Annotated in this window: 12 protein-coding genes, 1 pseudogene and 1 riboswitch; of the genes and pseudogenes, 10 read left to right on the top strand and 3 right to left on the bottom strand. The window is 56.7% G+C overall.

Going from position 1 to position 15,547, the window contains the following annotated elements:
- Positions 1 to 2: 2 nt before the first annotated feature.
- Both HW561_RS11115 and HW561_RS11110 read right to left on the bottom strand, forming a co-directional pair.
- Positions 3 to 1,010 carry a carbohydrate ABC transporter permease gene (locus HW561_RS11115; RefSeq protein WP_176864699.1) on the bottom strand — a complete coding sequence of 336 codons (1,008 nt, stop codon included), beginning with the start codon at positions 1,008 to 1,010 and terminating at the stop codon, positions 3 to 5.
- A 54-nt stretch (positions 1,011 to 1,064) separates the two neighbouring features.
- Positions 1,065 to 2,423: an ABC transporter substrate-binding protein gene (locus HW561_RS11110; protein ID WP_176864697.1), complete on the bottom strand. Its 1,359-nt coding sequence runs from the start codon at positions 2,421 to 2,423 to the stop codon at positions 1,065 to 1,067.
- Positions 2,424 to 2,643: 220 nt separating this feature from the next.
- Between HW561_RS11110 and HW561_RS11105 the strand changes: the two genes are divergently transcribed.
- From HW561_RS11105 to HW561_RS11095, 4 genes and pseudogenes are all read left to right on the top strand, one after another.
- Entirely contained in the window at positions 2,644 to 3,675 is a 1,032-nt protein-coding gene (locus HW561_RS11105) for a LacI family DNA-binding transcriptional regulator (RefSeq protein WP_176864695.1), read from the top strand.
- A gap of 1 nt (position 3,676) precedes the next feature.
- Positions 3,677 to 4,978, top strand: a pseudogene (locus HW561_RS23925) (GH1 family beta-glucosidase); the annotation flags it as partial.
- A 24-nt stretch (positions 4,979 to 5,002) separates the two neighbouring features.
- Positions 5,003 to 6,004: a glucokinase gene (locus HW561_RS23920; RefSeq protein ID WP_235962872.1), complete on the top strand. Its 1,002-nt coding sequence runs from the start codon at positions 5,003 to 5,005 to the stop codon at positions 6,002 to 6,004.
- Between the two features lie 39 nt (positions 6,005 to 6,043).
- The gene (locus tag HW561_RS11095; protein WP_176864691.1) at positions 6,044 to 6,970 is read left to right on the top strand and encodes a carbohydrate kinase family protein; all 927 of its coding nucleotides are present in this window, start codon (positions 6,044 to 6,046) and stop codon (positions 6,968 to 6,970) included.
- A 21-nt stretch (positions 6,971 to 6,991) separates the two neighbouring features.
- On the opposite strand, the gene HW561_RS11090 is transcribed toward HW561_RS11095, so the two are convergent.
- On the bottom strand, positions 6,992 to 8,686 hold the full coding sequence (locus HW561_RS11090) for a tetratricopeptide repeat protein (protein WP_176864689.1): 1,695 nt from the start codon (positions 8,684 to 8,686) through the stop codon (positions 6,992 to 6,994).
- A gap of 319 nt (positions 8,687 to 9,005) precedes the next feature.
- Here HW561_RS11090 and HW561_RS11085 point away from each other — a divergent pair, with 319 nt between their 5' ends.
- From HW561_RS11085 to HW561_RS11060, 6 genes are all read left to right on the top strand, one after another.
- Positions 9,006 to 11,072, top strand: a complete 2,067-nt coding sequence (locus tag HW561_RS11085) for an alkyl/aryl-sulfatase (protein WP_176864687.1) — start codon at positions 9,006 to 9,008, stop codon at positions 11,070 to 11,072.
- 438 nt (positions 11,073 to 11,510) lie between these two features.
- On the top strand, positions 11,511 to 12,014 hold the full coding sequence (locus HW561_RS11080; RefSeq protein ID WP_176864685.1) for a hypothetical protein: 504 nt from the start codon (positions 11,511 to 11,513) through the stop codon (positions 12,012 to 12,014).
- Between the two features lie 39 nt (positions 12,015 to 12,053).
- Positions 12,054 to 12,258: riboswitch (cobalamin riboswitch) on the top strand.
- A gap of 99 nt (positions 12,259 to 12,357) precedes the next feature.
- Positions 12,358 to 12,714 (top strand): DUF1636 family protein, encoded by a 357-nt coding sequence (locus tag HW561_RS11075; RefSeq protein WP_176864683.1) that lies wholly within the window; start codon positions 12,358 to 12,360, stop codon positions 12,712 to 12,714.
- Complete coding sequence (locus tag HW561_RS11070; RefSeq protein ID WP_176864681.1) at positions 12,711 to 13,487, top strand: ABC transporter ATP-binding protein; 777 nt, start codon at positions 12,711 to 12,713, stop codon at positions 13,485 to 13,487. The genes HW561_RS11075 and HW561_RS11070 overlap by 4 nt, the downstream gene beginning before the upstream one ends.
- 12 nt (positions 13,488 to 13,499) lie before the next feature.
- Positions 13,500 to 14,450 (top strand): ABC transporter substrate-binding protein, encoded by a 951-nt coding sequence (locus tag HW561_RS11065; protein WP_235962866.1) that lies wholly within the window; start codon positions 13,500 to 13,502, stop codon positions 14,448 to 14,450.
- Position 14,451: 1 nt separating this feature from the next.
- On the top strand, positions 14,452 to 15,462 hold the full coding sequence (locus tag HW561_RS11060) for a FecCD family ABC transporter permease (RefSeq protein WP_176864679.1): 1,011 nt from the start codon (positions 14,452 to 14,454) through the stop codon (positions 15,460 to 15,462).
- Positions 15,463 to 15,547 lie beyond the last annotated feature (85 nt).

Here is a 15,547-nt window from a genome sequence, read left to right as displayed (position 1 = left end):
GCTTACTCCATCTCCTTACGCGCATTGCGCACGTTCCAGACAAGAATAGGGGCCACCAACAGCATGATTATCATGGCCGAGGCTGACCCAACCCCCCAGTCATTGGCCCGAAAAAGCTTGTCATACATGTAGTTGGCCAGAACCTGCGTCTCCCACTGACCGTTGGTCATAGCGAAGACGATGTCGAAAACCTTCAGCACGGTGATGGTGATGGTGGTCCAGACAACAAGGATGGTGGTTTTGATCTGCGGCACTTTGATCTTGAAGAAAATCTGGAACGGATTGGCCCCGTCCAAAATCGCGGCCTCGATCGTTTCCTCGGGGATGCCACGCAGAGCTGCCGACAGGATCACCATCGCAAATCCGGTCTGAATCCAGACCAGCACGATCATCAGAAAGAAACTGTTCCAGAATGGAATCGTCAGCCATGTTTGCGGGTCAGTTCCGCCGAAGAAGATGTATAGCGCGTTCAGAATGCCTATCTGATCCTGCTCGGCTGGCCGTGCATCATAAACCAATTTCCAGATCACCGATGCGCCTACAAACGAGATTGCCATCGGCATGAAGATCAGCGATTTGGCGAAATTGCCCCAGCGGATCCGGTCCGTCAGCTGTGCCACCAGCAGGCCAAACGCGGTGGACATGGCCGGCACTACGATCAGCCAGAACATGTTGTTGCGCATGGCTTCCCAGAACTTGGGCTCGGCCGCCATCTGGATGTAGTTGTCAAGGCCGACCCATTTGTACCCGCCGCCGGGCACGCGTTCCGTGAGAGAAAGGCGCATCGTTTCAACCACCGGATAAGCCAGATACAGGCCAAGCGCGGCGAGCGCCGGGAACAGAAACAGCCAAGGCCGGATCACGTTCGCGCGGTTGATGTTGCGACCCGCATTCGGCCCACGCGGCGGGAACAGGACTTTATCCAAAAACTGGTTCGAAAAGTAGAAGTAGCCCACGCAACCCGACACACCAATGACGATGGTCAGCAGGCCCTGAAGTGCCGGTGTCATGACGCTCTCATCCGTTTGGGGGCGGGACAATCCATGGATTGCCCCAAAATTTGCTTACTTTGCAGCGTCCCAGGAGGACTGGATTTCGCTTGCCACGGTCGCGGCATCTTTCGCACCCGAGGAATAGTCGACCATGCCGGTCCAGAATGTGCCCGCGCCAACTGCGCCAGGCATCAGATCAGACCCGTCAAACCGGAACGTCGTTGCGTTGGTCAGAATTTCCCCCTGCCCACGCTGAGTGTCGTTCGCATAGTTGTCCGGGTTGGCCCCAAGGTGCGGTGTCAGGAACCCGTCTTGCGACATCATGATTTCATGAGCGAAGGGCGTCTTGAGAAACTCCATGAATGCCTCGGCTGCAGGGTTCGGGTTTGTGACTGTGAAAAGGGTCCCTGCCCCAAGAACCGGTGTCCCCAGATCTTTTTCGACATATGCCGGGAAGTAGAAGAAGTCCGCATCCGCCCCCAGCTCTGTGCCTTCAGGGAAATAGGCCGGAATGAATGAAGCCTGACGGTGCATCATGCACGCGGGTGGGCTGTCAAACAGACCCTTCGGGCTGTCCCGAAAATCAATTGCCGCAGTATCATCCGCATTCCCGACGACGTAATCATCGTTGCGTGTAAAACTGCCATATTCTTCGATGGCCGCGACAACGCGGGGATCATCAAAGCTCATCTCGTTCGAGATCCAGGCATCATACACTTCGGGTGGTTGCGTACGCAGCATCAGATCTTCTACCCAATCCGTTGCGGGCCAACCAGTTGCGCCACCCGAGGCCAGACCAACGCACAGCGGCGTCTCGCCGTCGGCAACCATCTGATCCATCAGCGCCTTGAGCTCTTCCATGGTTTCAGGGACTTCATATCCGAAATCTTCGAAATTCTCAGGAATGTACCAAACCAGGGATTTGACGTTCACATTGAAGAAAAAGCCATAAAAGGCGCCGGTGCCTTCAGCATTTTGGAAAGTCCCCAGATCGACCCAGGATTGACCAGCAGCAAAATTGTCCTTGATCCAATCGGCCGAGCCATCGGCCAGCGGTGTGAGGTAACCATTCTTGGCCATGTTGGCCGCAAGGCCAGGCTGCGGGAACACCGTGAGGTTCGGTGCAGAACCGGCAGCCGCGTCAATCAGGATTTGCTGTTCCAACGAGTCTGACCCGACATAACTGGAATTGGCACCCGTTGCGTCGTCGAAATAGGCGACCAGATTTTCAAAGGATTTTCCTTCACTCGCCAACCAGGGTCCAAAGATAGTCAGGCTTTCGCCAGTCAGATCATGCGTTTCGCCAAAGGCCTGAAAGCCGTCCCAGTCGAAACTGCCTTCACCAACAGCGTGAAGTAGACCTTCCTGGGCCTGCACCGCCCCGGTCATCAAGGCAAACGTGGCCACACCAGCGTATAGCGCATGTTTCATGAGTTTTCCTCCCAACTCTCTTTTGCGCCAATCCAGACTCGTTTTCAAAGCGCTTTGGTTAGCGATGTTTATCCGCTAACATTCAAGTTCTGTCAATAACTGGTTTTCAAGTTTCTTGTTTGACAGTAATAAGTGGGTGACCAATGAAACCGGTTGACGGATGCGGAAACGACCCACAAAACAGTGAATGATTAAAACTTGAAGGCGCTTTGAAAGTAATATGAACCTCAAACAGCTCTCGGAAATCCTCGACCTTTCGCAGACGACGGTTAGCCGCGCACTGAACGGATACCCCGAGGTCAGCGAGGATACGCGGCTGCGGGTTCAGGCTGCCGCTGACAAACACGGCTATCGCCCAAACAGTCGCGCCAAAGGGCTGGCAACCGGAAAATCCATGGTCATCGGTCATGTGATTCCCAGCTCGTCCCAACATGAGATGGTGAACCCGATCTTTGGCGATTTTGTTGCCGGGGCCGCAAAGAAATACGCCGAATGCGGCTACGACATGATGTTCACCAATGCGGAAGACACTTCTATCGAACAGGCTTACCGCAATCTGTTTCAACGCGGCGCAGTTGATGGCGTCGTGTTGCAAGGCCCTAAGGTAAATGAGCCGCGGATCGAGGTTTTAAACAGGATGGCGGTGCCATTCATCGTGCATGGTCGTTCAACCGGGGTGAATGTTCCCTATGACTGGATTGATGTGAATAACAAAAGCTCATTCATGCGCGCCACACGGTTCCTGATTGACTTGGGTCATCGACGCATTGCCTTGATCAATGGGCTTGAAGATATGGATTTTGCGCAACGTCGCCGGGACGGGTTTCTCGAAGCAATGCGGCAAGCCGAACTGCCACCCGACCCCAAACTGATGCGCAGCGCAGAGATGACCGAAGTCTATGGTCACCATGAAACGCGGGACATGCTGCAGTTGGACAATCCACCCACAGCCATCCTGACCTCATCCATGATCTCGGCCATTGGTGTGCGCCGGGCGTTGGAGGAAATTGGGCTGGAAATGGGCCGGGACGTTTCAGTGATTGCCCATGATGACGACCTCTCTTACCTGAAGAACGGTCAGGATGTCCCAATCTTCACCGCGACACGATCTTCGGTACGACAGGCAGGGGAACTTGCGGCAGAAATGCTGATCGACCGCATCAAATCACCGAACGATCCGATCAAAACTAGATTGCTGGAGGCCGAACTGGTAGTCGGCAGATCAACCGGCCCCGTGCCCAACAGGTTTTAATATGAAATATACCCGTGCTGATTTTCCCAAAGATTTCCTCTTTGGTGTGGCAACCTCTGCCTATCAAATCGAAGGGCACGCTCAGGGTGGTGCGGGTCAAACCCATTGGGATACATTTGCATCGTCCCCGGGTAACGTGGTGCGGGGCGAAAACGGCGATCTGGCCTGTGATCACCTGAACCGCTTTCCGCAAGATTTTGATCTTGTGCGCGAGGCGGGGTTCGACTGCTATCGTTTTTCGACAAGCTGGGCTCGTGTTTTGCCCGAGGGGCGCGGCCAGGTCAATCAAGCGGGCTTGGACTATTACGACCGTCTGGCTGACGCATTGCTTGAGCGCGGCATCCGTCCTTGTGCCACCCTCTATCATTGGGAGCTCCCCTCGCCGCTTGCCGATCTGGGGGGGTGGCGCAACCGTGACATCGCAAGCTGGTTCGCAGATTTCACCGAAATCGTAATGGATCGGATCGGCGATCGCATGTTCAGCGTTGCCCCGATCAATGAGCCGTGGTGCGTAAGTTGGCTCAGCCATTTTGAGGGGCACCACGCCCCGGGTCTGCGCGACATCCGCGCGGCAGCCCGCGCGATGCATCATGTCCTGCTCGCGCATGGCCAATCAATTCAGGCTATGCGCAGTTTGGGCATGGGAAACCTGGGCGCCGTGTTCAATCTGGAATGGGCCGAACCTGGGGATAACAGCGCCCAGGCACGGCGCGCGGCTGACCTGTATGACGGCATCTACAACCGATTTTTCCTCGGAGGCGTGTTCAACAAGTCCTATCCGGAAAATGTGTTGGACGGGCTGGAACCCCACCTGCCCTCTGGTTGGCAGGATGATTTTGACACGATCGGAACCCCGGTCGATTGGTGTGGGCTGAACTACTATACCCGCAAGCTCATCGCGCCTGCGGATATCGAATGGCCCAGCTTAAAAGAGGTTCCCGGGCCCCTGCCCAAAACGCAGATGGGTTGGGAGATTGAGCCTGCCGCCCTGACCCGGTTCCTGACACGCACGATGCAAGAGTACACCGGTGACCTGCCGATTTACGTTACTGAAAACGGCATGGCCAGCCCCGAACGTCAGCGGGATGATGACCGTATCGATTATCTCAACCAACATCTCGGCGCTGTTCAGGATGCGCTGGATCAAGACGTCCCGGTCAAGGGGTATTTCATCTGGTCGCTGTTGGACAATTATGAATGGGCCTACGGGTATGAAAAACGTTTTGGTTTGGTAGATGTCGATTTTCATACGCTGGAACGCACACCCAAAGCCTCGTTCAACGCACTGAAATCCGCTCTTACAAAAGGGCGAAACGTCTCTTTACCGATGGCACAACCAGCAGGCGCAGTCCATGAACACTGGAATTTGGTTGCGGATATAGGCGGCACAAATACCCGGCTTGGTGTCGTGTCAAATGGTGCGCTGACTGACTTGCGAAAGCTCCCTACTGGCACTCTGCCAGATCTGCTTGAGGCATTTCATCGTCTGCGTGACGAAATTGGCACCGACCCGCAGGCTGTTGTCGCGGCCGGGGCCGGTCCGGTCAAGAACGGCACCATTCGCCTGACCAACGCACATCTGGATCTGTCCGAAACAGAGCTGGCGAAAGCCACGGGTGCGCAGCACACATTTGTCATCAATGACTTTACTGCGGCAGCATGGTCAGTGGCCGAAGCCACCATCGCAGATGTGGCCGTTCTGCAGGGCGCAGCCTCACCTCCGGCGGGCACACGGCTTGTCGTCGGCCCCGGGACAGGTCTTGGGGTTGGGGCGTTGATCTATTCCGAGGGGCGCTATCACACGGTGTCTGGCGAAGGTGGCCATGTGGGCCTGTCTCCACGACATCGGGACGAAGTTGATGTTTTTGATGCGGCACGCCATATTGCTCCTGGGTGCTTCTTTGCCGACAGTCTGGTGCTTGAGGCCGAGATGTTCCTGAGCGGCACCGGCCTTCCGATCCTTTACCAAGCCGTCGCAATGGCCAGTGGTCAATCGGATACCCCGCCCCGAACGGCCAAAGACATCCTGCAGGCCGCTCGTGATGAAGTGGACGAAGTGGCCGCCCGAACGGCCCGGATGTTCACGGCGCATCTTGGCGCTTTGATGGGTGACATGGCCGTTACATTGATGCCGGTGGGTGGCGTATTCCTCGTGGGCGGAGTGGCAGAAAAGAACCGCTGGCTTTTTGGCGATACCTTTCGCGATGCATTCAATGAAGGCGGACGATTCAGTGATTTGCGCCGCTCGATGAGCCTTTACGTGTCGGAGCAGGCTGAATTTGGCATTGTTGGCGCTAACAATTTCTGTAAAAATGCGCTTATGCGGTAAACATTCCGCCAATCGCCTTTTCCAGAAAAGGAACATGGGATGATCCTATGCTGTGGCGAAGCCCTGATCGATATGATCGCCGAACCGACGGTTTCCGGCGCACATGGCTTCGTGCCACATTCGGGCGGCGCAATTTTCAATACGGCCATCGCGTTGGGCCGATTGGGTGCACCCGTTGGGGTGCTTACCGGTCTGTCCTCGGATATGTTTGGTCAGCAACTGGCGGATGCGTTGAAAGCCAGCCATGTGGACACGACACATGTGATTGCCTCAGACCGTCCGACAACTCTGGCGTTTGTACAGATGCAGGATGGGCATGCGTCGTACAGCTTTGTCGATGAAAACACAGCCGGTCGAATACTGCAGCCCGAAGACATGCCAACCCAGCTGCCGGCTGTTTCCGCGCTCTACCTCGGTGGGATCAGCCTGGCTTGCGAACCCTGCGCCGACGCTTACGCCACTCTGCTGGATCGGCACGGGACCAACTGCGCGGTCATGCTGGATCCGAACATTCGTTCGAGTTTTATTAAGGACCAGACCCGATATCGCGCACGCCTGAACCGCATGATTGCGCAATCCGACATCGTCAAAGTGTCGGATGAGGATCTGGACTGGATCATCCCCGGACCAGAGAGCCATGCGGAAAAAGTGCCGCTTCTATTGCAGGCAGGGCCTTCTGTGGTCATCCTCACGCGCGGCAGTCAAGGGGCCACCGGCTATCTGACGAATGGCGTGGAAACAACGGTACCTGTCAACCAGGTACAGGTCGTAGACACGGTTGGCGCAGGTGATACTTTCAACGCGGGCGTTCTGGCCGAGCTGAACAAGGCCGGCCATCTGACCAAACCCGGTCTGCGCGCCCTGACTGCCAACACGTTGCGCGCAGCGCTTGCTTTGGGCGCCGATGTGGCTGCAGTTACCGTCGCGCGCGCCGGGGCAAACCCACCTTGGGCGCACGAGCTTTGATCTCGCCCCGAGAAAGGCGCGTCATCCTGACAATCCGGCTTGATGCAAACTGTTCATCAATTTCTGCTTGAACAAATCATCCAACTGCCAGATCGACAGAATATCGGGCGCTTTGACCGCAAAATTCGGCTGCAAGTTCAGCAAAGCCTCAAGGGCTGCCTCAGCCTGTGCCTCATCGCCGATTTCATGATTCAAGGCTGCGCGCCATAGATGGGTCCAAAAGAACTCGGGCATGTCGATCCGGTCCAGAACGGACAAGGCTTGATCAAAATCACCTTGATCAAACAGGTAGAAAACCCGGGGGAAATGATACCAGTGCGGATGCACCGGATTCAGGGCGATAGCGCGATCCCCTATCGCCAAACCCCGATCCCAATCACCGGCAAAGGCCAGCCGCATCCCGAAATGAGCCAGAATGGCTCCGTCATTGGGGTTGAGGTCTACAGCCCGTTGGCCCGCTTGCCTAAACCCTTGGATATCGCCTTCCACAAACAGGAGATTGGCAAGCATCAGATGACCAGTTGCCAGATTGGGATCCGCCTGAATGGCGCGCCGGGCAGCAAGATCAGCGGCTTGCAACACCTGATCGCGATCACCCCCAAGGTTAAAGCGCACTTGTTGCACATAAAGGTTCGACAATACCGCCCAGGCCTCGGCGTATTCGGGGTTTTGGTCGACCGCATTCAGGATGCAGGCTTTGACATCGCCATGCTGGTCCAGATTGATTGTGATCTGATAGCTGTAATATTCGAGTACACAGTCATATGCGTCGCGATGCGCCGGGGCTGTTCGTGCCGCCAATTGCATAGCATCTTGTGTCAGCAATCCGTATTTTCCGGCAAGTTGACCCGTCACATCCCGAATAATCTGATCCTGCACGGCGTAGATTTCGCTTGGTGCCAAACCGATTTCGTAACTTCGCACCCAGACATACCGCGCTGCGGTCAAGTCGATCAGCCGGGCCGACAGACGCAGCGTTTCGCCGGTTTCCTGCACACTGCCCTCCAGCGCGTAATCCGCATCGAACTCGGACCGGAGCTGTTGTGGGTCGATTTGACTGTCACGAAATCGCTCGACTGTGCCCAAGGGTAACACCCACAAATCACGGAACCGAACCAGCTCGGTCGTCAATTGCTGGGTTATCCCATAGGCAAGGGACTCCGGGGCTTCGCCCAGAGACTCAAACGGCAAGACGGCTACAATCGGACCTTTGGGCAAATCCGGATCGCGTCCGGGGGCCGCGCCGAGGAAAGACAGACCAATCCATATCACGCCGCATATCATCGCAGCTCCGGCCAAGACCCATATCGTTCGGCTGGACCGGTGCGGAGCGGGTTCCTCATGCCGCAAGACCTCATCGGAAACAGGGTCTGCCTTGGGGTGTGCGACCTGTTCGAACCGAGGCGCGTAGCCTCCTTTTGGAATGGACAGGCGCATGGGATCATCTCGACCCGGACCCGCATAATAACTGTCGATATCCTGCCGCAACCTGCGCGCCTCGAGCCGAACAATCGGGTCGATCTGCTGATCGAAGCTGGCGTCGCGGTTGAAAACGGACATGGCAATCGACACGCCCTTGATCTGGTCAGCGCGCCCGGCCAGATACTCGTCAACCACATAGGTCAGAAAGGCCCGACGCTGTGGGCTCGCCGGAAATTCGGGGTGATCCATGAGGCGCCGCAGCTGTGCGCGAATATCCTGATCTGAAATGGACAACCGACGAAATCCCGTCCTGAAAAACGTTTGAAACCGAGGCGTTAAGGCGTTGCCTGCCCCGCTCTTAGCGCGAGTTACAGGCCTGTAGCAACATGTTCGCACTTCACTGGGGCGTGCATGTGGCTAACACGTGCGAATGGATTGCCGCGCAGGTCGGCATCAAAGTGTCAAGGAGACCGCGTGAACGTCACCCACAACAGCTCACCGCAGATGCGCATCCGATGCGTTCCCTGCGGATAGGGACATTCAGTACGCCGAACCCTTCTTGGCCCTGCCTTCGATTATCAGGAACTCAACATCCACAGGAGCCGTTCCAAACATGGCACGACGACATATTTCACTAGTTGCAACCGCATTTCTGGGCCTCACCGCAGGGTTGGCGGCAGCCGAGAACCAAGGGTCAGAACATTTCGACCCAAAGGGCAAGCTGCCCTCTCAGTTCACAATCGACTTTCAGAACCAGATGCGCGAGTCGCTACCATTCGATGACCTGCGGGACTTTGAAGAAAGCCGCAAGGGCCTGATTGCGACGCCCGATTACAAACAGATCACCACCGAAGACGGCACAGTGGCTTGGGATATCGGCAGCTATGAGTACCTTCTGAAAGAAGGCGAAGAATTCGACTCGATCCACCCGTCGCTGCAGCGTCAGGCGATTCTGAACATGAACTTCGGTCTCTACGAGATCCAGGAAGGCACCATCTATCAGGTCCGCGGGTTCGACCTGTCGAACATCACCTTCATCCGTGGCGATACCGGCTGGATCATCTTTGACCCGCTCGCGTCAAAAGAAACCGCCGCCGCTGCGCTGAAACTGCTGACCGACACCGTGGGCGAAAGGCCGGTCAAGGCCGTTGTGTATTCGCATTCGCATGCCGACCACTATGGCGGTGTGCGCGGCGTGATTTCGGATGAAGATGTGGCCAACGGCGTCGAAGTGATCGCCCCCGAGGGCTTCATGGAACATGCGGTGTCCGAAAACGTCTATGCGGGCAACGTGATGAACCGCCGTCTGTTCTTTCAATACGGCGTGCTGCTGCCGCGCAGCCCGTTCGGGCATGTGGATCAGTCGATCGGCAAGAATATCTCGGCCGGAACAACCGGTCTGATCGAACCGACCCGCTATGTCTCTGACGCCTATGAAGAGATCACCATCGATGGCGTGCGCATGATCTTCCAGAACACGCCCGGCACCGAAGCACCGGCCGAGATGAACACCTACTTCCCCGACCTCAAAGCCTTCTGGGCAGCAGAGAATATCACCGGGACGATCCACAACATTTACACCCTGCGCGGCGCGCTGGTTCGGGATGCGTTGATGTGGTCCAAACACATCAACGATGCGTTGTACGAGTTCGGCCAGGATGCGGAGGTGATGTTTGCCTCTCACTCCTGGCCACGGTTTGGCAACGACCGCATTCAGGAAGTGATGCGAGCGCAGCGCGATACCTATGCCAACCTCAACAACGGGGTGCTGAATCTGGCCAACAAAGGCGTGACCGTCAATCAGGTTCATAACGTCTATGAAGTGCCCGAAAGCCTGCAACAACAATGGGCCGCCCGCAGCTATCATGGCTCGGTCGAGCATAACAGCCGCGCGGTGATCAACCGGTATCTGGGATACTGGGATGCCAACCCCACCACTCTGACACCCTTGTCCCCCGAAGACAGCGCCCCGCTGTTTGTCGAGATGATGGGTGGGGCTGAACCGATCCTAACCAAAGGCCAGGAACTGGTGGACAGCGGCAAGTATCTGGAAGCCACCGAAATCCTGAACAAACTGGTCTATGCCGAGCCGCAAAACCAGACTGCTAAGGATTTGTTGGCGGATGCGTTCGAGCAGATCGGGTATCAGAAAGAAAGCCCCTCGGTCCGCAACTCGTTCCTTGGTGCAGCGTTCGAACTGCGCAACGGCATCCCGCAGGGTGCGACCATCGAGACCACCGGTCCGGACACAATCAAGGCGATGCAGACTTCCATGTGGCTGGATTTCATCGCCATCCGCGTCAACAGCGCCAAGGCAGCGGACATGGAGTTCACCATCAACCTTGCGATCCCGGATCGCGACGAGAACATCGTGGTTGAGATGAGCAATGCCACGCTAACCCATATTGTTGGCCAGAATGCAGAAAATGCCGATCTGTCGATTAGCCTGAACCGCGCCGATCTGGAGCAGGTCATGACCGGCGAGCGTAAGTTGACCGAGATGCTGGCCGATGGCACCGCCAAGTCCGAAGGTAATGCTGACATTGTGACACAGCTAGCCTCGACCTTGGATCAGTTCGACATAGGTTTTGAATTGATGCCGGGCACTGGCGCGCAGGATCTGACACCTGCTGCCAACGACTTTGCCCAGCCCCCGCTGGCCAATTCCAACGGCGGCTGACCGCGTCACTCTTTCTGTTGGCCCGGGACCCCCGGCCTGGGCCAGCAGTACACTGGGCAGGTTGCCAGAATTTACTCCGCCTGCCCCGGAAAACGAGCCTGTTCTGCGGGTTCGTTTTTCGAATTGCTTTTTCTGATTATTTTTGTCAAGTATTTGTCGACCCAGTCAGATCCCTTGGAATCACGCCCGGTCATGCCCACGACCGAGAGACGATTTGACGATGACAAAATCACTTGCCGACCTGTTAGCCATGGATGCGGTTGCCAGCCAACATGGGTGCGCTTTAAAACCCAAATTACGACAGGCGATTGAAGCGGACCTCAGATTTCCGGCCCACGCGGCCTCGCCCAGACCTGATGTCGCGATTATCGACGGCAAACTGCCAGAGAACGTACACCGTATGCACAGTCCTTCCGCAAACACTGACAGGCGGCGCGCATGAGCTATTCAGCATCCGGTTCAACCGGCACTCCGGTGAAAAACCCCCAAGCGGAATTCGACGATTTTGAACGCGGCCTGCTGCCGGTCATGCGGCATTTCATCCTCAGCTTCGCTGAACCCGAGACACTGGCATGGCAGCAGGCCTACTCGATTGCGATCGAACGCTGGGGACAGGATCAGGGTCTTAACCTTGCCCACCTCGTGTTCAAGATCGTCAAGGCGACCTTGCACTGCCGCCCCGAGGGATTGGCCTTCAACGATCCACTATGCGTGGATTACCGCCTCGAGGTCACCTGTGACGAGAGGGCGTTGCTGAAGATGGTGCACCACATGCGACGGGATGAAACACCCGCCGCCCGCGACGCTGTTGGCCAGATTACCGGGGGTTACCCGGACGCGCATCTGATTCAGGCGGGCCTGACTCTGGCCAACCGGTTTCCCACTGGTAGCGCCCCCCGGAACCAACCACCACGGCGTCCCGTTCTGCGCGTGATCAAGTAACGCCAGCAACCAAAAGCTTGACAATCAATAGGACACCAGACTAGCTGACCGAGATGGTTCCCGACGGATGACCTGAGGGATGAAAATGGGAATATGGTGCGGCTTGTTCCACAAGCCAATGCCGTGACTGCCCCCGCAACTGTAGGCGGAGAGCAAAGCCAAATCACCACTGGCCACATGGCCGGGAAGGATGGCCGAGCAACGACCCGCAAGTCAGGAGACCTGCCATCAGATGTTCAACCAACCCGGGACGGGGCGTCCTGGAAGGAGGCTTTGATGACGCGTCTGTGTATGCAAATAGTTGGCACCTTCTGTCCGCACTTGGCAAGTGACGGGGCAGACAATGTCCGAGTATCCTGATCACTACGTTCTGATCTGTTCGACCTGTCAGGGGCCACTGGCAGCCGAGACAGCACAGAGAACGCTCGATGAATCGCTGCCAGACGGGTTCACAACGCGGCTGATCCCTTGCATGGCTGGCTGCAATCGGCCCATGACCGTTGGCTTTCAGACGACTGACAAGGCGCAGTATCTGTTCGGTGACATACAAAGCTCGGCAGATCTGACCGCTCTGGCCGCATTTGCCTGCCAATTCCAAAACAGTGTAGACGGCTGGACCAGCGCGTCCGAACGCCCCCCTGCCCTTTTCTACAAGACACTTTCACGGATACCTCGTCTGCCTGCGGAGGATGCGACATGAGCTTTTTGGTCGCCGAAGGTCTGGAATACTACGCGTTGAACGGAGATCTCCTGATACAGGAAGTTTCGTTCAGCCTTGAAGAGGGTTCGATTCTCGCCATCGCGGGGCCCAATGGCGCTGGCAAAACTACGCTTTTGAACCTGTTATGTGGTGTGGAACGATTGGCGCTTGGTGACGTGCGCATCTGCAACAAAAGCTTGCGCAAGTTGTCTGCGCAACAAAAAGCCCGGACAATTGCCGTCGTCAGCCAGCAGGAATTGCCGGACGGTCGATTGCGGCTGCGAGACTATGTGGCATTAGGGCAGATTCCGATTCAGGCAGACCGCTCTGCCGCGGATCACATAACTGCGTTGGACCGCGTCCTTGCGATAACCGAGTTAACCCATCTGGCCGACAAATCGATACTGCGGCTGTCAGGTGGCGAACGGCAGCGCGCCCATATCGCGCGGGCGCTGGCCCAGAACCCCTCGCTGTTGTTTCTGGACGAACCAACCAACCATCTGGATCCCGACGCCAAGGGCCACATGCTGTCTCTGGTGGCGGAATTGGGGGTCACCGTAGTCATGATTGTCCACGATCTCGTCATGATCCCGGAATTCGCCACACATGTCGCACTGATGAAATCAACGCGTCTGACCGGCTTTGGGCCCGTAGAAGAGGTGCTGACACCGGATCGCGTCCGTGACACCTTTGGCGTCGATTACCTGTGCTTTCAACATGAAGGCCGCGTGATCCCGGCGCTCGACATCCGAAAACGAAAACTGTCATCATAACAGGAGAATAGAATGATGCAGAAAATCTGGCCCGTGGTATTGCTCACCGGCCTGACAAGCGGTGCTGCGGCGCACGAAGTCACCATTGATAACTGCGGTGAGCCGCTGGTTTTTGAAACCACGCCTGAGCGGCTGGTCGTGCATGACATGAACATGACCGACATGGCCTTTGCTCTGGGTTTGCAGGACAAGATTGTTGGTCTGACAGGCATCACCGGCTGGTACAAGACCAGCCCGGATTTCGACACGCTGCGCGGAAACATCCCCGAACTGGCCCCCAAATACCCAACCATCGAGAACCTCGTAGCGGTTGAGCCTGACCTGTTCTTCGCCGGGTGGTACTATGGCATGAAGCCCGGTGGCGACGTGACGCCGGATACACTAGAGCCATTCGGCATCAAGACCATGGTTCTGACCGAAAGCTGTGTGCATCTGAACAAAGACCGCCCCGAAGCCAGCATGGACCTGTTGTTTGACGACGTTCTGCGTCTGGGCAAGGTGATGCATGTTGAAGACAAGGCTGCGGATCTGGTCTCTGGCTGGAAAGACCAGCTGTCTGCTATCGAATCCAACACCGCCGATGTGGCAAAGCCCCGTGTCTTCTTACTGGACGGCCCGGCGGATGCGCCTTTTACCGCTGGCAAGTTCGCCATCCCTGACGCAATGATTGCCGCTGCGGGCGGTGAGAACGTCACACATGATCTGGACACCAGCTGGGGCCGCACCTCGTGGGAGGCCGTCGCCGCATCAAACCCCGAGTTTCTGGTGCTGCTGGACTACCAGACCGGCAACGGCGCTGCAGACACGTTCAAGTTCCTGCAGGATCATCCGGTGATGTCCCAGACCGACGCGGTCAAGAACGAACGCTGGATCGGCCTTCGGTACGAAGAGCTGACACCCGGACCTGCGAACATTGAAGCCATCGAGAAGATGGCTCAGGCCATGCATCCGGAGATCAACTGATATGGTCCACATGGGCCGATTGCTAATGCTGGGGGCGGTCGTTTTGACCGCCCTTTTGCTGCTGTCCACGATTTATGGTACGACGCCCATCCCCGTCGCGGATGTCATCACTGCAATTGCACTTGGAACCGGCATGACCGACGGGGACATGTCCCCCCTGCACCGGATCGTATTCGACCTGCGCCTGCCTCGTGCGCTATTTGCAGCCGTCATCGGTGCCGGGCTTGGGGTTGTAGGCGTGGTTCTGCAAACGACCACGCGTAACGATCTGGCAGATCCATTCCTGTTTGGTCTGTCCTCCGGTGCGGCGGCGGGTGCTGTACTCGTCATCACCGTAACAGGCGATGTGCTGGGCATCTGGACGTTGCCTCTTGCTGCGTTTTGCGGCGGCCTGATTGCTTCGGGCATTGTTCTGGCGCTGGTCCAAAGCCTGCGGACAAGTGCCCCGGAAAAGCTGATCCTGGCAGGCCTGGCCGTGTCCTTTCTGTTCTCTGCGGTCACAAACTACCTGATCTTTGCCGGTGACAGCCGCGCGGCACATTCCGTGATTTTCTGGATGCTGGGCGGTTTGGGTCTGGCCCGATGGGAGACCTTTCCGCTTGTTCTGGTCGGTCTTGCGTTGATCCTTGGTTATGCGCTCTATCGGAGTCGGTGGCTGGATGCACTGTTAACCGGAGATTTCACTGCGGCCACGTTGGGCATTCCCGTTCAGGGCTTGCGGTTTCGAATGTTCTTTGTCGCAGCTCTTGCAACAGCAACCTTTGTCTCGGTCGCCGGTGTAATCGGGTTTGTCGGATTGATGGTCCCTCATATCGCTCGTGGCATAGCAGGAACCCTGCACCGCAATCTGCTGGTGGCATCCGCTATCGTGGGGGCGATTTTGTTGACCCTGTCTGACATTCTATCCCGACTGTTACTTGCACCACAGGAACTGCCGGTTGGAATTGTCACCACCTCCATCGGATCGCTTTTCGTATTTCTCTATTTGTTCAAATCAAACCGTCCTGATTGATGCATTCCAGACCTCCAGAGGTTTGCGATAAATGCTTCACCCCAGCAGGGCTATCGTCGGCAATCGACAATAGCCCTGCTGGGCT

The sequence above is a fragment of the Ruegeria haliotis genome, from assembly GCF_013377785.1.
GTDB lineage: Bacteria > Pseudomonadota > Alphaproteobacteria > Rhodobacterales > Rhodobacteraceae > Ruegeria > Ruegeria haliotis.
This window is presented reverse-complemented; position numbering and strand designations above follow the sequence as displayed.